This is a genomic window from Cellvibrio polysaccharolyticus (genome assembly GCF_015182315.1).
GTDB classification, from domain to species: Bacteria; Pseudomonadota; Gammaproteobacteria; order Pseudomonadales; family Cellvibrionaceae; genus Cellvibrio; species Cellvibrio polysaccharolyticus.
Genome location: NZ_PRDL01000001.1, coordinates 2,550,297 through 2,570,513, shown reverse-complemented (window position 1 = coordinate 2,570,513; position 20,217 = coordinate 2,550,297). Strand labels below are relative to the sequence as shown.

The window sequence follows — 20,217 nt, the reverse complement described above, 5'->3', positions numbered from 1 at the left end:
GGGTTTGTAGCGCAGGTGGCTATTGAGCGTCTAATCCTTGCGATGGGTCGGTTAACTGACATCAACATACAACATCCATTATTTCGTGGTTGCCTCGACGGGGAATATCCGGCAAAGCCGCTACAACCATCTGGTACAGAAGGGCAATACTAGTAGACTTTGACTTATAACACCATGGGCTGATCACGCCGGATTGCTAAAAATAATTCAACAATCCGGCATGGTTATCACAGTTGTTTGATGGTGAGACCCAGTTTTTCAATGGCGTCGCGTTGGCCGGCGTGGGTGACTACCGCCACACTGGCGCGCTCCGGCTGCAACCAGTTGCGAGCTACCCGGCGCAAGTCATCGAGGGTGACCTGCAAAATTCTGGCGCGGAAACGTTCGCGTTTTTCGCGGTTGCGCCCGAACAGTTCGGCCTGGAAGGTTTGCTTGGCCTCACCGGCCGGCGAGCCTGGCTTGTCCATGCTGCCAATCACACCGAGAATGGCTTCCTGCAATGCCTGTGGCTGGTGTTCATGAGTTTGCAGCCACACCAGCGACGCATCAAAATCATCCAGCGTTTCAGCAAGACGCGGATCGCGATAAGAATAAAAGCGGAAGGCGGCAATGTTGTTATCTTGCCCGGCACCACCACCATAGGCGCCACCCTGTTCACGAATTACACGGTGCAAATAACCGTTGCGCAAGAAACCGCCCAGCACAGTCAGTGCAGCTGCATCCGGATGGTCGCTGGGCACGGTGGGGTAGGCCTTGGCACAAAAGTTTACTTGCGTGGCGGTGAACCAGGCTTCCTGAATAATCTGTTGCACCGCAGGCAGCAGTAACGCATCAAAAGATGCTGCGCTACCGGCTTCCGGCCAGGTGTTGGCCAGTTGCTGTTTGCAGGTATCCAGGTTTTCTTCTTCGGCAATCAGCAAAAACTGGCGCGGCGCCTGTAAAACCCGTTGATGAATAGTGGCCAGTTTTGCCGCAAATGCCTGCAAGTTTTCTTCGCTTTCCAACGCCTGGTCCAACGCTTTGAGTGAGGCAATGCCTTCAAGACCACCCAGTTGATGGGACAGTTTTGCCGAGGGGCTCATGCCGGCGCTGGCTGCGGTCATTGCCAGACTGTGGCCGTGACCGGTAATGCTCTGCTCGCGGCGCGCGCGCGCCTGGGTAATCAACTCCTGAATGCGCGGCAGCTCATCAAAGCGGGCTTTATGCAAGGTTTCAAACAGCAAGGCATCCATTGCGCCATGGTTGCGCACCAGGGCTTTGGAAGAAATAGTGAGGTAGGCGTCGATATTTTGTACATCGTCACTGTTACCGCGCACGTTGGTGAATGCACTCAATGAGCCAACAACTTCTGCCTGGTAGCGCTGGTTATCAAGATAATCGCGCTCACCGCAACCCAGCTCGGTTAAACAATTGGTGTACCAGGGCAACAGTGGCAACAGTTCATCATCCAGCGCCGGTAATTTGCACACCACCTGCTGGTACACAATACCGTTGGTGCCTGCTGCATAACGTCGCAGCGGATAACCGTTGATGGTTTCGTTGCTACCGGGCGTGTAATGCAATGACTCGGGAATATCCTGCAGGGTAACGCCTGGCAAAATGCTGTCATCGTCCAGTTGCAACTGACGCTGCTGCAACGCCAGGCTCATCTCAATGATGCGCTGTTTGTCGCTGTCCGTGAGGGTTTCTTTCAATGCTGCAAGGCGCGCTTTTTCGGCGGCTTGTTTGCGGGCGCTGATGCCGCTGTCCGGGCGCAGGGTGAGTCGCACGCGGTGCGGGTTATCCAGCAGGAGTTCGCGAATCAATGATTGAATAAAATCGGGGTTTTCAATTTGTTGACGCAGGCTGGCCAGCGCCGCCTCTACATCAAGCAGGGCAATCGGGTCGCCGCGATGGGTGGCGGAGGTGAGAGCCGACATAACCAATTGCAAACCGTAGGGGTAACCATCGCCACCCACTTCACGTTGTTGCAGTTCCAACTGGTGCAAGGCGGCTTCCAGTTCCTGCTGGGCAACACCTTCTTCGGCAATGCGCTTCAAGGTATCGAGAATTTCTTTTTCTACCGCGGCTACGTTGTGTTCATCACAGCCTTCAAGGCCGCAAATAAACGCCAGTTCGCGCTGCGAATCTTCGAGGCCACAAAGGGGGGATGGTGCTTCACCCAGTTCGCTGGTTTCCAGCAGATGTTGCAGCGGTGAGGCGCTGTTATCGAGCAGGATATGCGACAGCATTTGTGCGGCCAGCGTTTGTTCCAGGTTGGTCGATTTACCCAGCAGCCAGGCGAGCACGATGTGGGTTTTGTTCGCTGTGTCTTCTTCATTGTCCAGCGGGTAGGCTTCTTCTACGGTAATGGGGGCGTAGTAGCGTTTTTCGTCCGGCACTGCGATCACGGCATCGGATTTTTCAAAACGTGACAGCGCGCGCGATTCAAATTTTTCCTGATGTTCGTAAGCAGGAATATCGCCGTAGGTCATGAAGATGGCATTGGACGGGTGGTAGTGCACCCGATAAAAAGCCTTGAGTTGTTCGTAAGTAAGGTCGGGGATGCAATCCGGTTCACCACCGCTGTTGTGGCGATAGGTGGTGGACGGATAAAGGTATTTGCACAGTGTTGCCCACAACTGCGAGGGCACCGAGCTCATCGCACCTTTCATTTCATTGAATACCACCCCTTTGAACACCAGTTCGCTGTCCGGGTTGGTGGTTTCAGCAAATTCCACCCGATGGCCTTCCTGGGCAAAGTCGCGCTCATCCAGACGGGAGAAAAACACCGCATCCAGATAAACGTCCAACAGATTGTTGAAGTCCTTGCGGTTCTGGCTGGCAAAAGGGTAGGCCGTCCAGTCAGAGCTGGTAAAGGCATTCATGAAGGTATTCAGTGAACGGCGAATCATCATGAAAAACGGATCGCGTACCGGGTATTTTTCGCTACCGCACAGGGCGGTGTGTTCAAGAATATGGGCAACCCCGGTGGAGTCATGGGGAACAGTACGTAGCGCCACCAGAAACACGTTTTCGTTGTTATCGGCAGCGATATGGATGTGTTGGGCACCGGTCACTTTGTGGCGGTATTCCTCTACTTCAATCTTCAGGGCATCAATAGTTTGGCTGCGAATAAATTCAAAACCGGGGTGGGTTTGGCTCATAGTTGTTCTCTTCCAGTGGGCTATGCCCGATTTAGGGGGAAATCGTCCCGCATCATATCAGTGGTTGTTGCACCGCTCGGCGGGTAAAAAGGTCAGTTGCCGGCTAATGAATTGATCAAAAGCCTTTAGCAGCGGGGTGTAATTTACCTGGCCCTGCTCCAGTTGATGCAACGCATAACAGGTAGATTCCAGCGTAGACAGTTGTTCCGGAAGATGCGACTTGCGAATCACATAACGTGACGCGGGCGTATCGGTCAATGACAGCCGGGGCAACCTTTGCAAATCCGGATTGAGATACAGCATCTTGCGGCTTTTTCGCCAGGTGGCATCCAGCACCCATAGGCGAATCGCTTCCGGCCGTTGTATAGCGCTCTGCTGCAGTGGCGGCGGTGAAGCAATACCAAGCGCTGCGCTTTCCGGGGTATCCGGATACAGTAAAACCTCGGTATAGATCGGGTCATCCAGCAGGTTTTTCAAGTCGGCAGCGGCAAAGGTTTCACCTTCCAGTACTCGAATGCGGGCCAGCGACAGTTTTAACAAAGTGGCGGTATTCTTGGCGTTGCCGGTTTCCTGCGGGTGCCGCAATATAATGACTTCTACCCGGTTGGCAATAGGCGTGGCCAGTGAACAAAGGCAGGTGACTTGCGGGCGATCGCAGCGCGGGCAAAGGCTTCGTTTCGGGGTGGCACTCATGCAGGTTGATCCGGCAGATTCAATTGCAATTCGGCAAGCAGTACGCGGGTGTTGCCATCGGTGAGCTGCAACAAATTTTCCTTGGCGGTGCGCGCCAACTGCTTAATGGCGTATTCGCGCTTGCTGGCGCTGCTGCGGTCGGGGTGAAGTTCAAGAAAACACAGTTGCTGCGGTTTGCGACCCCGGAAAAAGCGGGCGCCGGCTTTACCGGATGTATGCTGTTGCCAGCGCCGTTGCATATCGGTAGTAATACCGGTATACAGCCGCTGATCGTCGGTCAGAATCATATAGACCAACCAGTTATTTGCCGTCAAAACATGACCTGCATTTTATCGAGCCAATCCCACTTAACGAGCCAGTCCAACATGCAATCAACGTCACTGGATATTCAAAAAGTCAGCGAAGCGTTCAAGGCTCACGCTGAAGCGAAAGGTTGGGGAGCATACCATACGCCCAAAAACCTTGCCGCCGCGGTTGCCGTTGAGTCGGCTGAATTGCTGGAAATTTTCCAGTGGCTGACCGATGAACAATCGCGTGCGTTGGCCGCTGAGCCGGCAAAAAAACAGGCGGTAGCTGATGAAATTGCTGATGTGTTTATGTACCTGGTGGCTCTGTCGGAACAGTTGGATATCTCGCTGGAAGCGGCAGTAGCCGATAAAATTGCAAGCAATCGGAAACGTTACTGAGTTACGTTCATCAAGGTCAGTGCGCTATGGCAAAACAGGCAGTTACCGTTGACCGCAATTTTGACGGTCTTGCGGCACGATTCAAAAAGAATATTTACGGCGGTCTTAAAGGGCAAATTCGCCTGGCGGTGCTGGCCAGAGACTTTACCGAATACCTGCCGATAGCGCCGTTTGGCGATCAATCGCGTCCGTTGCGTATTCTCGATGCCGGAGGCGGACAGGGACAATTTTCACTGACACTGGCAGAAGCCGGTCATCAGGTAGTGTTGTGTGATATTTCCGCCGATATGCTGGCCGTTGCTGCTGAAACGCTGGCAGAGAAAGCCTGGTCCGGCAATGTGCAGCTGGTACATTGCGCTATTCAGCAGCTGGCTGATCATATTGAAGATTGTCAGTTCGATCTGGTGTTGTGCCATGCGGTGATGGAATGGATGGCACAACCGGAAACGCTGCTGCCAACGCTGGCGCGTTATTTGAAAAGCGACGGTCACCTGTCATTAACCTTCTACAACCGTAACGCGCTGATCTATAAAAATCTGCTGCGCACCAATTACAAAAAAGTCCGGGACAATGATTTTTCCGGCGCGCGCGGCAGTCTCACACCCATCAGCCCGATGCAGCCCGCAGAGGTTGAAAGCTGGCTGCAACAGCAACAATGTCATTTACTGGTGAAGAGCGGTATACGGGTATTCCACGATTATATTCTTGATCCGCAGCAGCGGCAGGTGGATCCCGCCGGGGTATTGGAGATGGAGTTAGTGCTTTCCCGGCAAATGCCTTATGTGGATCTGGGGCGGTACATTCATTTGCTGGCGCAAAAAGAGTAGATGCGGACTTTGTCAGACCTTCAAGCGATCAATCAGCACATCTCTGGCCCGGTTAACGCGTGACGCCAGAAAATCGTTGCCACCCCGATCCGGATGCACTTTTTGAATCAAACGGCGATGGGCGTCATTCACCATCGTTACGGTAATATTCCCGCTATTAAGATCGCCTTCCAGTCCCAGTGTCTGCATTGCTTCATCGATTGAGAGATCAAGTGGCTGCCTGGCGGGCGGCTGGTTATTACCGGTGGTGTTCTGGCCAGATTTGCGGCGCAACCATAAAGGCAGTAACTGAATACCAAGCCCCAAAGCACCGCGCATAAAGGGGATCAACGCACCGATGACGGCAAACAGCCAATGCATACGCCCGGTAACGGCCAGGGTAATCAGCAGAAAAATTGCCGCGCCGGCCAGACTGCGCAACATAACCTTGCGCCTCGCGGCCTGGGGCTGCTGTTTAAACCAGCGAATACCGGTGATAGCACCAATCACCAACAGGATAAGCAGAATACTTTGAATCATAGATCAACCGGATAGTAGCAATTGCCTGGCATTATAGCGTGATACCTGCCGCTGACGACCAGCAAGGCGTGTTGCCTTCAGACCTGGATTGCGGCAGGAGGTTCTTTAGCGGCGTGCAAGCAGCAATTCAGACAGACGCGGCGGTTTCGGGGCTATAATGCCGCCATTTTTCACACCTTTTCCAATGTTAAGGAGATCTTATGTCAGTTCAGCGTTTACCGGCTGAGTGGGAACCTCTGGATGCCGTGATGCTTACCTGGCCGCATCAGGGCACCGACTGGAACCACATTCTCGATGAAGTTACGCCCTTGTACGAGGCGCTGGCAACGGTCATCTGTGATTACGCCGATCTGGTGATTGCCGTACCGGCAAATTTGCTGGAAGAGGTGCGCCAGCGGTTGTCATCCATGGGGGTGCCTGAAGAGCACATCTATTTATACCCGGTTGATAGCAATGACACCTGGGCGAGAGATCACGGCCCGTTAACCGTTCTGACAGAGCAGGGGCCAAAGCTGTTGGACTTTACCTTTAATGCCTGGGGTAACAAGTTCGATGCCAGCCTGGATAACGCTATCAACAAAAAGCTGTTTGACCAGCAAGCATTTCCTGCGGCCACTTATGAAGCGTGCGACTGGGTGCTGGAAGGCGGCGCGATTGAGGTAGATGGAAACGGCACGCTGCTGACCACGGCATCCTGCCTGTTGAACAGCAACCGCAACCCGCATTTATCCCAAGCGGAAATTGAAGATCGCTTGAAAGCAGCGTTCGGTGTTCGCAAGATCAACTGGCTGCACCACGGCTATCTGGCCGGTGATGATACCGACAGCCATATTGATACTCTGGCGCGCCTGTGCCCCAACAACGTGATCGTTTATACCGCCTGCGATGACCCGGAAGATGAGCACTTTGCCGAATTGAAAGCGATGGAAGCGGAGTTGCAAGCGCTGACGGATGCCGACGGCCAACCTTACCGCTTGTTGCCATTGCCCTGGCCGCAAGCCCTGTATAACGATGACGACGAGCGCTTGCCGTCCACTTACGCCAACTTCCTGGTGGTCAACGAGGCGGTGCTTGTACCCATCTATGATTGTCTGAGCGATGAAGACGCGCTTGAGCAAATTTCACAAGCCTTTCCCGGTTATGACGTGATGGGCATTCCTTGCGCCACGCTGGTAGAACAGGGCGGCAGCTTGCACTGCATCACCATGCAAATTCCGGAAGGGGTATTGGGGTATTTATGAGTCTGTTAAAAACCGGTTTGATCCAGCATGCCTGCAGCACGGATGTGCAGGCCAACCTTGAAAAAACAATCCAGTTGATTCGCCAGGCCGCTGCCGAGGGCGCGCGGCTGGTGGTATTGCAGGAATTGCACCGCAGCGTTTATTTCTGTCAGCAGGAAGATGTATCGGTGTTTGATCTGGCTGAAACCATTCCCGGCCCGTCTACCGATGCGCTCGGTCAGCTTGCCAAAGAGCTGGGGGTGGTTATTGTCGCGTCGCTGTTTGAAAAGCGTGCCACCGGTTTGTACCACAACACCGCTGTGGTGCTCGACGCTGACGGCAGCATTGCGGGCAAATACCGCAAAATGCACATTCCGGATGATCCGGGCTATTACGAGAAATTCTATTTCACGCCGGGTGATCTGGGCTTTCAGCCCATAACAACCTCGGTTGGCAAGCTGGGTATTCTGGTGTGTTGGGATCAGTGGTTCCCGGAGGCGGCACGCCTGATGGCAATGGCTGGCGCTGAATTGTTAATCTACCCCACCGCCATCGGTTCATGGCCGTTGGATGAAGCCGATGAAAAAGAACGCCAGCGTCAGGCCTGGATCACCATCCAGCGTTCCCATGCCATCGCCAACGGCGTTCCTGTGGTGGCTGTTAACCGGGTAGGGCACGAAGCGGATCCGGCCGGTGGACCCGGCGCCGATTTCTGGGGCAGCAGTTTTGTGGTCGGCCCCCAGGGTGAATTTCTTTATCAGGCCGATCAAACCTCCGAGGTTGCCCAGGTTGTTGAGATAGATCTGGCGCGCGGAGAAGACGTTCGCCGCATCTGGCCTTATCTCCGTGATCGTCGTATTGACCATTACCCGGATTTGTTAAAGATTTATCGTGACTAAAAAGTCACTGGCGTCAAAATCTTCTAAAAAAGTGGATTTTGGCGCATAAATTTTTCTTATACCCTGCTAGACTGCTCATATTGTGTTGGTTCGTGACTGATATCACATGGCAGATATTCCCCTACAGTCTCCATCTCTTATTACCTGCGCTGAAACAGGAAAAGCCTGTCAGCTGCAGCAGGAGATGGCATTGTTGCGCGATCAGGTGCGTGACCTGGCTGAAAAAGTCCACACCGATTTACTGACGGGTTTACATAACTACCGTTACTTCCAGGAAGTCCTCCCGCTTGAGATGGAGCGCACCTTGCGCACCGGCCAGCCGCTGTCGATTATCTTGCTCGATGTTGATCACTTCAAAGCCTTTAACGACCGCTGGGGGCATGAAGCCGGCAATCAGGCATTGCAGCGTGTGGGTGGTTTGATCAATGAATCCTTGCGCAAGCTTGATATTGCCAGCCGTTACGGTGGCGAAGAGTTTGTCATCATACTGCCTGATACCCCGCTCAAGCAGGCTATCAAGGTCGCAGAGCGCCTGCGCGCAATGATTGAAGAGAATCCGCTGACCCTCGACGACACATCCGTGACTTTGACGGTAAGCCTGGGGGTTGATGAATACTCCTTCCACCGTGGCGAAACCTCGGTTTCTTTATTGGCCCGAACTGATCAGTGGCTTTATCAGGCAAAACAGGCGGGGCGTAATCGTGTTGAGCATCCGCCTGTCAGCTGTGGCGAAAATTTTGTCAGCAGCGAAGAAAAAGCAGCGCTTTTTAATGTTTTTTACAATTCGCCCGAGGATTGAGGTGTAGTCTGCATTACCGATGTGTTCCCGCTTCCATTTTTGTGTTGGAAGGGAATGCTCCACCACGGGAATGGATTTTATAATAAAAATTAAACTGTCTTATTGATGTAACTTTACATCGAATGTTTTTTCACCGGGGTTTGAATTAAATTTGTAGTGACAGCTGCGTTTGTAAAAATTTATTTTTCAGGAATTTTAATTTAACGCGGTGTGTTCGGGTGTTTCAATCGCTGCGGTAGAAGCCGGGGCAGTAATCCTCGTGTATTTATGCCTGGTGGTGCGGGAAACTTTTTATTCTGTGCGTGGGTCAGAAATTTTTAATTGGTGAAGTGTTGCGAAACCGTTTACATCTGCAAAAAAATCTATGCTGTTATTTCGTAGAGCTGTTATTTTTTTTGCGTTCATGGCTAACAAATTCTTTCTCCCTTTTTCTATTAAAAATTGCAGCCTTGTCTCTGTGGGGAGTGCGCTGTCATTATCCCCGGTAATGTTATTTTAAAGTGCGCTGCGGCTGGTTGGGCAGGGCGCTACTGTTAAGGAGTCAATATGAGTCACCCTGAAGTGAACAAGCCCGCACCCGGGTTTTCGCTGGTTAACCAGCGCGGAGAAACCATTTCTCTGGACGCTTATAAAGGCCGGAAAAATGTAGTCCTCTATTTTTATCCCAAAGCCTCAACGCCGGGTTGTACCACGCAGGCTTGTGGTATTCGTGACTCTGTCGAAATTTTTTCCAGTCTGGATACGGTAGTGTTAGGGGTGAGTCCTGATCCGGTTTCCCGGTTAACCAAATTCATAGATAAGTACGATCTTAATTTTGATTTGTTGTCCGACGAGGATCACGAGGTGGCTTCAAGGTATGGCGCCTGGGGGCCGAAGAAATTCATGGGCAAAGAATACGATGGCATTCTCCGATCCACTTTTATCATCGACAAGGAGGGTGTTCTAAGAAATATTTTATCTAAGGTTAATACCAAAACTCACGATCAGGATGTTATTGGTTACATAAAAAATAGTTTTTAAATTAAATAGTTACATTAGTGTGATCTTTTACAGGTTTTCGATGTTTTTCTTTCGCATTCAGTTGGTAATGAGAAATATTGTCCTATAATGATTCCACGCGCATTCGTTGTTAACCGGTGCGCCGTTTGATGAAGGCTCACCAGAACACAGGTACCCTGCATGAACGTATCACCCATTTTGATCAAGGTTAATTCACATCACATGCCTGGTTTTTGGCATAAGGAGAGGCCGTTATGATTCAACTACAGCGTGTTTACACCAATAGCGAACCGGCTGCAGAAGGTTCATTTGAAGGAACAGGAATTCATTCATACCACCAATATCTTAATATGGCCGCTATTCCCCAGTTTGATGGGGTATCCGCCAAGGTGATGGATTCGTTACAGCAACGTGTCGGCAAGTCGGGTTTATCCATCGACAAAATCGCTGAAGACATTAATCTCTCCAAGAGAACCTTGCAGCGTCGTCTGCAAAGTCAGCAAGCGAATTTTGCCCAGTTGCGCGATACCATGCGTTTTCACTATGCCATCAAGTACCTTATTGATGAGAACATGAGCGTAGACACTGTTTCCAAAGCGCTGGATTTTTCAGACAGAACCAGCTTTACCAATGCCTTCAAGCGTTGGACCGGTTTGTCCCCCAGTGTTTTCCGCAAGTTGTTCCGCGATTACGCGTGATATCCGATTGCTAACCTGGCGGTCTTAAACAGACTGCCGGGTTAATCTTTGACGTATTTGCCTGGTCTTTATAAACAAGGTAGAGTTAGCGCTCTAAAATATTGTCAGAGGTTCTTTTCATGAGTTTTTTCGTTTCCTCCGCTTACGCCCAGTCTGGTGCTGGCCCTCAGGGTAGTGATCCAATGGTGACTTTGCTGCTGATTGGCGGCATGTTTCTGTTTATGTATCTCTTCATTATTCGTCCCCAGCGTAAGCGTCAAAAAGAGCACAGTGCATTGGTGTCTGCCTTGAGCAAAGGCGACGAAGTGGTGCTGACCAGCGGTATGTTGGGTAAAGTGATTAAGGTTGATGACAATTACGTTGTGCTTGAAACCGGCAACGGCATCGAATTGAAGTTCCAGAAGGTTGCAGTGCACGCTGTTCTGCCGAAAGGAACGCTGAAGTCAGTCGATGGCCTGAAAGACTGATAGCCAGCTGATAAAAGCAAAACCGGACGCAGTCATCCAGATGCGTCCGGTTTTTTTATGTCTGCGATTTGGTGTGGCAGGGTGGTTGGTTTAAAGACAGTTTGCGGGGCGGGGAAGGCCGGCAATTTTGCTGGCCACGCGTGCCGGCGATGGCGGGAAGAGCTCCAGCAGGTAAATACTGTTTCCCTTGTCTTTGCCCAGCTTTAGTGCGGTATATTTCACCAGCGCGCGCATGGACGGGGAAATTTGAAACTCCCTGTAAAAATTTTGTAACAAATAAATCATTTCCCAGTGGGCATCTGTCAGTACAACCTTTTCCGATGCCGCAAGATCGCTCGCTGCTGTTGCACTCCAATCGGAAAGGTTTTTTAGAAAGCCATCTTTGTCGGTTTCAATATTGGTGAGGAGAGTGTCCGGCATCGTCTAGTACCAGCTTTGGGTGCGTTCATGATGGCAGGTTAATTCCACAAAGCCGGCATAGTCCACCAGCTGGATGGGTTCACATTGCTCCGCTGGCAGCCCCCGTGCAATCAGGTCATTTTTCAGGGCGTAAACCGGTATGCCTTTAGTGATGGTTTCTGCCAGGCGTTGGTGCCACACATTGCCCGCCTTTGCGGCGAATACGCCGTTTTCAATTAATAATATGGCATCGCCATCGCGGCAGATCTCGAGACAGCTCTCAAGTTCCGAGTGCGAAAAGGGTGATTTATTAACGGTATGCAACGTGGTCATTTTAAAAGCTCAAAATCTGCTGCTGGCTGCTAATGAGGTCAGCGACCTCGTTACTGTTTAGTAAAGTAAGGGGCAGGTCGATCAGCTCATTCTTTTCAATCCCGCGCTTCAGCAGAGATTCGCTGTGCACATAGATCTGCTCCACATCATACAGCTCAAGTACTGGCAGAACGCTGGCGAAATTTTTCTGATCAATCAAGTCGGCATTTTGCCCTGCCAGCAGCTGCATAACGCCATCGTCCATCAATAGCAGGGCAAGGCTCTGATCATAGGCGGCGGATGCCAGCAGGGCGTCCAGCGCATCTCTGGCCAGAGATGAGCCGTAAGGTGCATGGCGGGAGATAAATAAAATCTTTTTGCTCATGGAATCAGTTGCCAAAGGTGATCAGTCGGTCGGAGCCGACCGCGGCATCCAGCAGTTGTCCAAGTCCGCCCAAAACAAAAGGGGCGGCAAGATTGCTGGCTGTTTTTTCGTAACGCTTTTGCTCGTCAGCATCAATAATGCCTCTGCGCAACGCGGCGGCGATACAAACGACCATGTCGGTCCGGTTTTCTATCGCCAGGGTTCGCCATTCTCCAGTCAGGTTGTATTCGTCCTGCGGTGGCGCAGCCAGATGCGTGGCGTTATGTACACCATCGTGGTAGAAAAAAACACGGTAAAGGCTATGGCCGTTAGCAAGGGTCGCCTTGGCGAACTGCAGGGCAGAGTAGCTGGCTTGTGAAGAGTAGGGGGCGCCGTAAACGGCAAGGGAAAATATCATGGCGAATAAAAAAGCCCCTTTAAAGGGGCTTTCCTGATTAAAAACAACGGTGGTTTATTAATCGTCTGACATGCCCAGCAGGTGCAGCAGGCTGGTAAAGATATTGACGATAGACAGATACAGCGAAGTGGTCGCCAACAAATAATTGGTTTCACCGCCATGAATAATTTCGCTGGTCTGATAAAGAATCAGCGCAGACATCAGCAGAATTACACCGGCAGAGAATGCCAGGCTCAAGCCGGAAACATTAAAGCCGAACAGTGAAGCACCGATCAGAACCAGCATGGCAACCAGCATCACGATAATACCGATGGTGACAAAGCCCTGCAGGAAGTTGAAGTTTTTACGGGAAATCAGCGTGTAGGCTGACAGGCCCAAAAAGGTAATCGCGGTGCCGCCCAGTGCTTGCATCACAATGGATGGGCCGTTAGCGAATGACAGGTAGTGTGAAAGCAATGGGCCAATGCCTGCGCCAATCAAACCGGTAAATGCGAACACCACCAGCAGACCGCTGGACGAGTTGGCCGTTCTTGGCAGTACAAACCAGATCAGCGCCATGGCTGCAAGGCTCATTACCAGACCGGTGCCGCGCCCCATGCCAATTGCCATGGATATTCCGGCGGTTACCGCACTGAATAACAGGGTCAAAGCGAGCAGCATGTAGGTGTTGCGCAACACTTTGTTGACTTCAACACTGCTACTGGCAGCAGACTGTGTATAGACTTCTTGCATGGTTATCTCCGTTAAAGCTGAAAAATTGGTATCCCAATCATACAAATCCTGTTGCCATATGCCAAGGGTTTTCCTGGCAGCGACAAAAGCTGTAACTATGACCAGAGGCAGAGTAGATAATTCAATCACCCGGGGCCGCGACTTTATTTTTTTGCGGCCAATAAAAAAGCCGACTGTTTTAGCAGTCGGCTTTTAATATGGCGGAAGGGCAGGGATTCGAACCCTGGGTAGGCTATAAACCTACGCCGGTTTTCAAGACCGGTGCATTCAACCACTCTGCCACCCTTCCGAAGTGGTGCAGATTATACATAGGTTTTTTCATACGGCAAGATAAAAAATGAAAAAATTCTGAATAATCAAATAGATCGATCAATAAACACGCAAATCACTTTAAGGCGCACTCCCTGCGCCTTGTATTGAATAAAATTTCAGCAATCAGGATTCCTGTTCGCTGCTTTCTGACTCACTGCGTGATCTGCGCGGATCATTGGTAGGTCGGCGCAGTGGGCGTGGGTTGTGCTCGATTACCGCCGGCTCTGCGGTGTTCAATGCGTCTGCAACCGGGCGCTCAATGGTTTCGGTAATGATGGATGCAGTCACTACGCGAGAGCGGGTACGCGGATCGTTACTGGCTCTTTTTGCCGGTGCGCTACTGTCTGCATCTACGGGTGCTTCTTCGGTGATGCTTGCAACTGCGACAGGTGCTGGTTCGGCTGCCGGAGCAGGTGTTTCGATAGCTTCTGCAATCGTGCGTTCTACCGGAGCGGCTACAGCGTCTGCTTCGGGCGCTTTAAGTGTGACTGGCGCTTCGACAGCTACCGGCTTGCTTTCACGAACAGCTTCTACCACAGGTGCAGCTTCAACTCGCTCTACCGGGCGTGGTTCACGTGCGGCCGGTTCTGCGGTGACGGGCTCCGGTGTGGCAACCACTTCAGCGGCAGGGGCTTCAAAAGAAGATTTCTCAGCAGCAAATGCCGGTGCTTCTTCTCTTGCTGGCTGCGGTCTGGCTCGAACCGGTTGTTGTACCTGTTCTGCAACCACCTCGGCAGCTACTGCGCTTGCAACTTCCGGGCGAGTGCTGGTGTTTTCGGTAGCTTCGTTATCGCCGGATTCTGAAGTTTGTACTTCTGCTCCGGATTCATCACGACGGCCACGACGACGTTGCTGTGAGCGGGTTCTTCTGCCAGCTGGGCGTTTGCCCGGGCGCTGATCGTCCTGCTCACTGTTTTCGGTGCGCTCATCAACTACCAGCGGTTTGTTCTCTACCGCAGCTTCCTGAGCAGGCGCCTGACGACGAGCGTCCGGGTTTTCACGCTGGGCGTTGCGCGGCTGGCGTTGCTGGCGCGGCTCGCGAACTTCGCCATCGTTGCTGTTACGCTCATTGCCATTGCGCTCGTTACCGTTGTTGCGCTCGGCATTGCGGTCGTTGCGATCATTGTTGCGAGGCTGGCGGCCATTCTGGCGAGGCTGGTCGTCACGCGCATTGGTATCGTTTGCATCTTTTGTGTTCTGGCGGGAGTCACGTTTCTCCGGGGCTTCACGCTTCTCGTAGTTGTCACGATTGGTGGTGATTTCCTGGGAGTCGCGATCATCCTTGCGATCACGGCGATTGCGGCTGTCGCGACGATTGCGGCCTTGTGTCTGCTGGCGATTGCGGCCATTACGACCCTGCTCGCGTCGATTTTGCTTTTTGCGTTCTTCAGTCTCTGCTTTGCCGCCAAAAAGACCGGCCAGGAGCGCGATAAAGCGGGCAATCAAACCTTCCGGCTTGCGTACAACCGGCGCAGGAGCTGGCTGGCTGGGGGCGGAGTGTTGTACCAGCGGTTTTGGCAGTGGTGGCGCCTTGACGTTGGTTTCCTCTTCCTCTTCGTGATGATGCTCTTCGGTATTGGCAACAATTTTGTAGCTGGTTTCCAGAGTGCCTTCGTCGTCGTCGCGCAAGCGCTGTACTTCGAAATGCGGGGTCATCATCTCTGCATCGGGAACAATGACCACGCGGGTGTTGTTGCGTGCTTCGATGCTGGAAATGGTTTTACGCTTTTCATTCAGCAGATAAGTGGCCACCGGTACCGGTGCAATCGCGCGAATTTCGGCGCTGCGCTCTTTCTGTGCTTCGTCTTCTACCAGGCGGAGAATGGAGAGTGCCAGTGAGCGGGTGCCGCGAATGGTGCCTTGGCCGCTACAGCGTGGACACACTTTGGAATGGGTTTCGCCCAATGATGGGCGCAGGCGCTGGCGAGACATTTCCAGCAGACCGAAGCGGGAGATGCGGCCGATTTGTACACGGGCACGGTCCATTTCCAAGGCTTCGCGCACGCGGTTTTCTACTTCGCGCTGGTTGCGAACCGGCTGCATGTCAATGAAGTCGATAACCACCAGGCCGCCCATATCGCGCAGGCGCAATTGGCGGGCGATTTCGTCAGCAGCTTCCAGGTTGGTTTGCAGGGCGGTTTCTTCAATATCGCCGCCTTTGGTGGCACGAGAAGAGTTGATGTCGATGGAAACCAGCGCTTCGGTCACGTCAATAACAATAGAGCCGCCGGAAGGCAACTTTACTTCGCGCTCAAAAGCGGTTTCGATCTGGCTTTCAATCTGGTAACGATTGAACAGCGGAATATCGTCCTGATACAGCTTTACTTTGCTGCGGTAGTTGGGCATTACTTGCTGAATAAAGCCGGAAACCAGATCATAGGCTTCCTTGTTATCCACGATAACTTCACCTACGTCCTGACGCAGGTAATCGCGGATAGCGCGAATGATTACGTTGCTTTCCTGGAACAGGAAGGAGGGGGCCGGGTTAACTTTGGCGGCAGAATCAATGGATGCCCAGAGTTTCAGCAGGTAATCCAGGTCCCATTGCAGTTCTTCGGGGCTGCGGCCAACGCCAGCGGTGCGGATAATAACGCCCATGCCGGATGGAATTTCGATGGCGCTCAAGGCGTCTTTCAGTTCGGCGCGATCTTCACCTTCGATGCGACGGGAAATGCCGCCAGCGCGAGGGTTGTTGGGCATCAGAACCAGATAGCGGCCGGGCAAGCTGATAAAAGTAGTCAGTGCGGCACCTTTGTTGCCCCGCTCTTCTTTATCGATTTGAACGATAACTTCGGTGCCTTCTTTCAGCACTTCGCGAATCTTGATGCGGCCTTCGGAGTCGCCGGATTGCTTGCTGAAATATTCGCGACCGATTTCTTTCAGGGGGAGGAAACCATGGCGCTCGGCACCATAGTCAACAAAAGCAGCTTCGAGGCTGGGTTCTACACGGGTAATGCGGCCTTTATAGATGTTGGATTTTTTCTGTTCGCGGTTGCGATTTTCAATATCCAGATCATACAGCCATTGGCCGTCTACAAGCGCAACGCGCAGCTCTTCCGGCTGGGTTGCATTGATTAACATTCTTTTCATTTGCTATAGATACTCGGTTTTTGCGCATAAACATACACAAGAGCCGGAGCCTGCAGCGTTTTTTGTAGTTCAGTTGCAATCCAGGGTGCTGAACACCCGATGCAACTGCTGCCGGGCAGAAATTCAGTCGGGAGTTTGTTCAGCGGCGATGCTTCTGCCGGTGACAGGTAAAAATCCAGGGCTGATCAATAGTTCTGTTCCCATTTAACTCTGTTTATCGGGCTGATTATTCAGCTTGATTAAGGGTATTGTTTGCTCTCGAATCAGGTAGGGGGAGAGTCCGGTTAGCGGTTGTTCTCATGCTTCCCCGACTGCCGGGACCGTCAGAACATCTGAAGTGCGGGCTTTGGGCTTTGGAACAAACAATACTTGCAATACGAGTTTTACAAAATCCGGTGTTAGCTACTGCTATTGCGCGATGTCGCGCGAGTTTACGTTGTGCTGACGTTATAAAAGGTAAACATCAATACTCTTTGTTTAGTTACCGGAAGCCTTTGGATTCTGATCAGCAAGGTGGCTGAGCGTTGCGAAAAGGCTTCTGCTGTCAGCGGTATTTCCCAGCGATACGCCTGTCTTTTACGCGTTATCCGGAAACCAGCCCTGAGCAGCCCGCTGAATATAGCAGTTATCCGCGCAGGCAGCAATTGGCTCAGGTTTTTGATGGCGCCCTCCTGTATCATGCGCACATCTCAATAATGGTGGTGAGCAACAGTGGTTAAAACCGATGCGTCTGGCGGAAATCTCTCCGTACGTTTGGTAGCAGTGGACGAAGATCAGGCCGGTCAGCGGCTTGATAATTTTTTATCGCCACGCTTGAAAGGCGTGCCCAAGTCCAGAATTTACAACCTCATTCGTAAAGGTGAGGTGCGTGTTAATAAAGGAAGGAGCAAGCCCGACTACAAGCTGGCAGCTGGTGATGTGGTGCGTATACCTCCGGTACGTGTTGCTGAAAGTGCCGCTGTGGCGGTGCCCGGAAAGTCGCTGGTTCAGCATCTGGAGCAGGCGGTGCTTTATGAAGATGACGGTTTGCTGGTAATTAACAAGCCTTCCGGGCTTGCGGTGCATGGCGGCAGCGGCGTTAATCTTGGTTTGATTGAGTCTCTGCGTCAGATCCGGCCGGAGAATCGCTTTCTGGAGTTGGTGCATCGCCTTGATAAAGATACCTCCGGCTGCATCATGATTGCCAAAAAGCGCAGTGTCTTACGTCACTTGCAGTCCGCATTGCGGGACAAAACCGGCCCCGGCGTTATTCGCAAGGTGTATCAGGCGTTGGTGATTGGCCATTGGCCGAATAGCTGTTTGCGTGTTGATGCGCCTTTGCTCAAGCGCGAGGTCGCTGGTGGTGAGCGCATTGTGCGGGTGAGCACCGATGGCAAGCCGAGCCTTACCGAGTTTGCGGTGCTGAAGCGCTTTCAGGATTTTACCTTGATAGAGGCGCGTCCCATTACCGGAAGAACCCATCAAATTCGCGTGCATGCCAAATATGCAGGGCATAGTTTGCTGGGCGATGAAAAATACGGTAATGACGGTATTAATGAGGCGATGAGAAGTCATGGTTTTCGTCGTTTATTTTTGCATGCGGCGGCGCTTGAGTTTGACTTGCCGGGTGTGCCGCAGCGCATTCGTGTGGATGCAGCACTGCCGGATGATTTGGCGCAGGCGCTGACCGGGTTGCAATAGATGAAAGTTGTAGATGTTGGAGTAAGTTTTGTTATTTATTTTTGATTGGGATGGCACCTTAAGCGATTCAACCGCGAGAATCACCCAGGCAATGCAGGCGGCGGCACGGGATCTTGCGGTGGCCGTACCGGCGGAGGCGGATGTACATAATATTATTGGCCTCGCGTTGCCGGTGGCTGTGGAGGTTTTGTTTCCGGCGCTGAGTGATGCATTGAGAGCGGATATTCAGTTGCAGTATTCCAGCAACTACCGCTTGCTCGATACCCGGCCAGTTGATTTGTTTGCAGGTGTTGATGAGACGCTTGCGGTGTTGCGTCAAAAGGGCCACCAGTTGGCGATAGCTACCAGCAAGAGCCGGGCAGGGCTGGATCGTATCCTGAGTGCGCAGTCCATGGCGGTAACCTTTGATGCTACGCGCTGTGCTGACGAGACGGCATCCAAGCCGCACCCGCAAATGCTGCATGAATTGCTGCAGCATTTTTCGGTGGCGGCTGATCAGGCGGTTATGGTGGGCGACACTACCTACGATATGGAGATGGCGAAAGTTATCGATATGCCGCGCATCGGTGTTGCTTACGGTGCGCACCATCCGGACAGGCTGAAAGTCTATCAGCCGGAGATGGTGCTGGATTCTATTGATCAGCTTTTGTTGTGGCGCGGGGTTTAATCGACCGCCTGTCGGAACAGGTGCACATTCTCCTGCTGCAACAGATTTGTCAGCTGAATCAGCGGGAGGCCAATCAGGCTGTTAGGGTCAGAACCGTTCATACTTGAAAAAAGTCCAATCCCCAATCCTTCGCATTTAAAGCTGCCCGCACAATCGTAGGGTTGCTCGCGCAGCAGGTAATTATCAATTTCGGCGGCTGTGAGCTGGCGGAAAGTTACGCTAAAAATGTCCGAGATTACTTGCAGGTTGCCGCTCTTGCTATTAAGGAGCGCCAGTCCGGTTATGAAGTCAACGGACTTTCCCTGCATAAGTAGCAATTGCTGCACGGCCTTCTGGTGAGTTCCGGGTTTGCCGAGGATGCGACCCTCCAGGGTGGCCACCTGATCTGATCCGATAATCAGGTTTTCAGAAAAGTGGTCGCGCAGGGCGAGCGCCTTTTGCCTGGCAAGGCGCTTCACCAGTTGTTCTGGCGATTCATTCGCTTGCGGTGTTTCATCAATATCCGGTGAATGCCATATATAAGGAAGCTGTAGCTTGTCGAGCAACTGCCGGCGGTACCGTGAACTCGATGCAAGAATGAGGGGAAGCATGACAAAAAGCCTCTGGTTGGCGGTAAAAAGTCGCCATTCTACGCCTAAGGCAGTAATAGCGTGCTTTTGATGCGTTTTTTCTTTGACAGAACCCCTGGTGATCCCTATTATGGCGCGCTTATGTCTCAGGCACTCTCAAAAAAAACGCTACCCAGACTCGGCGACCCGCGAAAATTTGCCCAACAAGGCATTTCGGTAAGCGGAACCGTACCTGTTTCATCGCTCCCACGACTGCTTGAAGCTGTCGAATCCGGAGACGGTGAGGTTGATGTTAACCTGGCGTTTGGTGTGACTGAAGATAGACACAGAGTTGTCACCGGAACTGCAGTCGCTAACGTATCGCAGATATGTCAGCGCTGTTTGCAACCTGCGGCGGTCCCTGTGCATTGTGACATTTCACTGGCAATTATCTGGAGTGAAGAAGATATGGAGGCATTGCCTTCGCATCTTGATCCCTGGATTACCGGTGAGGGTGCAGCTGACTTCTACAGCATGATCGAAGAAGAGCTGTTATTGAATTTGCCGGCAGTGGCCTACCACGAAACACTTTGTATTGATGAGAAGTTGTTGACCAGTGGTGAGCCGGTGGTGGTAAAAAAAGCGAAAAACCCGTTTCAAGTGCTGGAGCAATTAAAGAGCTCGCCGAAATAACCCTGCGGGGAAAGAGGCGCCTCGGCTTCAGTGTAAAGTCATCAGGAGA

Annotated in this window: 22 protein-coding genes and 1 tRNA gene; 11 read left to right on the top strand and 12 right to left on the bottom strand. The window is 52.1% G+C overall.

All coding sequences use genetic code 11. From position 1 onward, the window contains the following. Positions 1-227: 227 nt before the first annotated feature. The 3 genes from C4F51_RS11080 to C4F51_RS11070 are packed head-to-tail and all read right to left on the bottom strand — an operon-like array spanning position 228 to position 4,153. Positions 228-3,146 (bottom strand): insulinase family protein, encoded by a 2,919-nt coding sequence (locus C4F51_RS11080; RefSeq protein WP_193909781.1) that lies wholly within the window; start codon positions 3,144-3,146, stop codon positions 228-230. Between the two features lie 57 nt (positions 3,147-3,203). Next, a complete protein-coding gene (locus C4F51_RS11075; RefSeq protein ID WP_193909779.1) occupies positions 3,204-3,839 on the bottom strand; it encodes a tRNA-uridine aminocarboxypropyltransferase in 636 nt (211 codons plus the stop codon). Beyond that, a complete protein-coding gene (locus C4F51_RS11070) occupies positions 3,836-4,153 on the bottom strand; it encodes a GIY-YIG nuclease family protein (protein ID WP_268905036.1) in 318 nt (105 codons plus the stop codon). The genes C4F51_RS11075 and C4F51_RS11070 overlap by 4 nt, the downstream gene beginning before the upstream one ends. Positions 4,154-4,204: 51 nt before the next feature. Between C4F51_RS11070 and C4F51_RS11065 the strand changes: the two genes are divergently transcribed. Then, on the top strand, positions 4,205-4,525 hold the full coding sequence (locus C4F51_RS11065; protein ID WP_193909775.1) for a nucleotide pyrophosphohydrolase: 321 nt from the start codon (positions 4,205-4,207) through the stop codon (positions 4,523-4,525). Positions 4,526-4,551: 26 nt separating this feature from the next. Then, complete coding sequence (locus C4F51_RS11060; protein WP_193909774.1) at positions 4,552-5,352, top strand: methyltransferase domain-containing protein; 801 nt, start codon at positions 4,552-4,554, stop codon at positions 5,350-5,352. Positions 5,353-5,364: 12 nt separating this feature from the next. On the opposite strand, the gene C4F51_RS11055 is transcribed toward C4F51_RS11060, so the two are convergent. Continuing rightward, on the bottom strand, positions 5,365-5,871 hold the full coding sequence (locus tag C4F51_RS11055) for a J domain-containing protein (RefSeq protein ID WP_193909772.1): 507 nt from the start codon (positions 5,869-5,871) through the stop codon (positions 5,365-5,367). A 200-nt stretch (positions 5,872-6,071) separates the two neighbouring features. Here C4F51_RS11055 and C4F51_RS11050 point away from each other — a divergent pair, with 200 nt between their 5' ends. The 6 genes from C4F51_RS11050 (at position 6,072) to yajC (ending at position 10,953) form a co-directional block, all read left to right on the top strand. Next, complete coding sequence (locus tag C4F51_RS11050; protein ID WP_193909770.1) at positions 6,072-7,112, top strand: agmatine deiminase family protein; 1,041 nt, start codon at positions 6,072-6,074, stop codon at positions 7,110-7,112. Then, positions 7,109-7,990 (top strand): carbon-nitrogen hydrolase, encoded by an 882-nt coding sequence (locus C4F51_RS11045; RefSeq protein ID WP_193909768.1) that lies wholly within the window; start codon positions 7,109-7,111, stop codon positions 7,988-7,990. The genes C4F51_RS11050 and C4F51_RS11045 overlap by 4 nt, the downstream gene beginning before the upstream one ends. 106 nt (positions 7,991-8,096) lie before the next feature. Further along, entirely contained in the window at positions 8,097-8,789 is a 693-nt protein-coding gene (locus tag C4F51_RS11040; protein ID WP_193909766.1) for a GGDEF domain-containing protein, read from the top strand. A gap of 546 nt (positions 8,790-9,335) precedes the next feature. Then, a complete protein-coding gene (gene bcp / locus C4F51_RS11035) occupies positions 9,336-9,809 on the top strand; it encodes a thioredoxin-dependent thiol peroxidase (protein WP_193909764.1) in 474 nt (157 codons plus the stop codon). A gap of 233 nt (positions 9,810-10,042) precedes the next feature. Beyond that, positions 10,043-10,486, top strand: a complete 444-nt coding sequence (locus C4F51_RS11030) for a helix-turn-helix domain-containing protein (protein WP_193909763.1) — start codon at positions 10,043-10,045, stop codon at positions 10,484-10,486. Positions 10,487-10,605: 119 nt separating this feature from the next. Then, positions 10,606-10,953 carry a preprotein translocase subunit YajC gene (gene yajC, locus C4F51_RS11025; protein ID WP_193909761.1) on the top strand — a complete coding sequence of 116 codons (348 nt, stop codon included), beginning with the start codon at positions 10,606-10,608 and terminating at the stop codon, positions 10,951-10,953. Positions 10,954-11,043: 90 nt separating this feature from the next. Here the strand turns inward: yajC and C4F51_RS11020 are convergent, their stop codons facing one another. From C4F51_RS11020 to rne, 7 genes are all read right to left on the bottom strand, one after another. After that, positions 11,044-11,373: a TusE/DsrC/DsvC family sulfur relay protein gene (locus C4F51_RS11020; RefSeq protein ID WP_193909759.1), complete on the bottom strand. Its 330-nt coding sequence runs from the start codon at positions 11,371-11,373 to the stop codon at positions 11,044-11,046. Between the two features lie 3 nt (positions 11,374-11,376). Then, positions 11,377-11,685, bottom strand: a complete 309-nt coding sequence (gene tusB / locus C4F51_RS11015) for a sulfurtransferase complex subunit TusB (protein WP_193909757.1) — start codon at positions 11,683-11,685, stop codon at positions 11,377-11,379. Between the two features lies 1 nt (position 11,686). Then, positions 11,687-12,049, bottom strand: a complete 363-nt coding sequence (tusC, locus tag C4F51_RS11010; RefSeq protein ID WP_193909755.1) for a sulfurtransferase complex subunit TusC — start codon at positions 12,047-12,049, stop codon at positions 11,687-11,689. 4 nt (positions 12,050-12,053) lie between these two features. Continuing rightward, on the bottom strand, positions 12,054-12,446 hold the full coding sequence (gene tusD, locus C4F51_RS11005; RefSeq protein WP_193909753.1) for a sulfurtransferase complex subunit TusD: 393 nt from the start codon (positions 12,444-12,446) through the stop codon (positions 12,054-12,056). A gap of 57 nt (positions 12,447-12,503) precedes the next feature. Further along, positions 12,504-13,178, bottom strand: coding sequence for a Bax inhibitor-1/YccA family protein (locus tag C4F51_RS11000; RefSeq protein ID WP_193909751.1), 675 nt, complete (start codon positions 13,176-13,178; stop codon positions 12,504-12,506). 198 nt (positions 13,179-13,376) lie between these two features. Next, positions 13,377-13,467 (bottom strand) — tRNA-Ser (locus C4F51_RS10995). Between the two features lie 146 nt (positions 13,468-13,613). Next, positions 13,614-16,580, bottom strand: a complete 2,967-nt coding sequence (gene rne / locus C4F51_RS10990; RefSeq protein ID WP_193909749.1) for a ribonuclease E — start codon at positions 16,578-16,580, stop codon at positions 13,614-13,616. A gap of 711 nt (positions 16,581-17,291) precedes the next feature. Here rne and rluC point away from each other — a divergent pair. Together rluC and C4F51_RS10980 are read left to right on the top strand one after the other, a co-directional pair. Continuing rightward, positions 17,292-18,260: a 23S rRNA pseudouridine(955/2504/2580) synthase RluC gene (gene rluC, locus C4F51_RS10985; protein WP_193909747.1), complete on the top strand. Its 969-nt coding sequence runs from the start codon at positions 17,292-17,294 to the stop codon at positions 18,258-18,260. A 28-nt stretch (positions 18,261-18,288) separates the two neighbouring features. Then, positions 18,289-18,927, top strand: a complete 639-nt coding sequence (locus tag C4F51_RS10980) for an HAD-IA family hydrolase (protein ID WP_193909746.1) — start codon at positions 18,289-18,291, stop codon at positions 18,925-18,927. Here the strand turns inward: C4F51_RS10980 and C4F51_RS10975 are convergent. Further along, positions 18,924-19,517, bottom strand: coding sequence for a Maf family protein (locus C4F51_RS10975; RefSeq protein WP_193909744.1), 594 nt, complete (start codon positions 19,515-19,517; stop codon positions 18,924-18,926). The genes C4F51_RS10980 and C4F51_RS10975 overlap by 4 nt on opposite strands. A 288-nt stretch (positions 19,518-19,805) precedes the next feature. Here C4F51_RS10975 and C4F51_RS10970 point away from each other — a divergent pair, with 288 nt between their 5' ends. Continuing rightward, positions 19,806-20,168, top strand: coding sequence for a YceD family protein (locus tag C4F51_RS10970; RefSeq protein ID WP_328701431.1), 363 nt, complete (start codon positions 19,806-19,808; stop codon positions 20,166-20,168). Positions 20,169-20,217 lie beyond the last annotated feature (49 nt).

Excerpts from the sequence above, each read along its gene's own strand:
- tusC (WP_193909755.1), bottom strand. The coding sequence starts at position 12,049 with ATGAGCAAAAAGATTTTATTTATCTCCCGCCATGCACCTTACGGCTCA.
- C4F51_RS11060 (WP_193909774.1), top strand. The coding sequence starts at position 4,552 with ATGGCAAAACAGGCAGTTACCGTTGACCGCAATTTTGACGGTCTTGCG.
- C4F51_RS11075 (WP_193909779.1), bottom strand. The coding sequence starts at position 3,839 with ATGAGTGCCACCCCGAAACGAAGCCTTTGCCCGCGCTGCGATCGCCCG.
- C4F51_RS11055 (WP_193909772.1), bottom strand. The coding sequence starts at position 5,871 with ATGATTCAAAGTATTCTGCTTATCCTGTTGGTGATTGGTGCTATCACC.
- C4F51_RS11020 (WP_193909759.1), bottom strand. The coding sequence starts at position 11,373 with ATGCCGGACACTCTCCTCACCAATATTGAAACCGACAAAGATGGCTTT.
- C4F51_RS11030 (WP_193909763.1), top strand. The coding sequence starts at position 10,043 with ATGATTCAACTACAGCGTGTTTACACCAATAGCGAACCGGCTGCAGAA.
- C4F51_RS11045 (WP_193909768.1), top strand. The coding sequence starts at position 7,109 with ATGAGTCTGTTAAAAACCGGTTTGATCCAGCATGCCTGCAGCACGGAT.
- C4F51_RS11065 (WP_193909775.1), top strand. The coding sequence starts at position 4,205 with ATGCAATCAACGTCACTGGATATTCAAAAAGTCAGCGAAGCGTTCAAG.
- C4F51_RS11040 (WP_193909766.1), top strand. The coding sequence starts at position 8,097 with ATGGCAGATATTCCCCTACAGTCTCCATCTCTTATTACCTGCGCTGAA.
- C4F51_RS11080 (WP_193909781.1), bottom strand. The coding sequence starts at position 3,146 with ATGAGCCAAACCCACCCCGGTTTTGAATTTATTCGCAGCCAAACTATT.
- bcp (WP_193909764.1), top strand. The coding sequence starts at position 9,336 with ATGAGTCACCCTGAAGTGAACAAGCCCGCACCCGGGTTTTCGCTGGTT.
- tusB (WP_193909757.1), bottom strand. The coding sequence starts at position 11,685 with ATGACCACGTTGCATACCGTTAATAAATCACCCTTTTCGCACTCGGAA.
- C4F51_RS10975 (WP_193909744.1), bottom strand. The coding sequence starts at position 19,517 with ATGCTTCCCCTCATTCTTGCATCGAGTTCACGGTACCGCCGGCAGTTG.
- C4F51_RS11000 (WP_193909751.1), bottom strand. The coding sequence starts at position 13,178 with ATGCAAGAAGTCTATACACAGTCTGCTGCCAGTAGCAGTGTTGAAGTC.
- tusD (WP_193909753.1), bottom strand. The coding sequence starts at position 12,446 with ATGATATTTTCCCTTGCCGTTTACGGCGCCCCCTACTCTTCACAAGCC.
- yajC (WP_193909761.1), top strand. The coding sequence starts at position 10,606 with ATGAGTTTTTTCGTTTCCTCCGCTTACGCCCAGTCTGGTGCTGGCCCT.
- C4F51_RS11050 (WP_193909770.1), top strand. The coding sequence starts at position 6,072 with ATGTCAGTTCAGCGTTTACCGGCTGAGTGGGAACCTCTGGATGCCGTG.
- rne (WP_193909749.1), bottom strand. The coding sequence starts at position 16,580 with ATGAAAAGAATGTTAATCAATGCAACCCAGCCGGAAGAGCTGCGCGTT.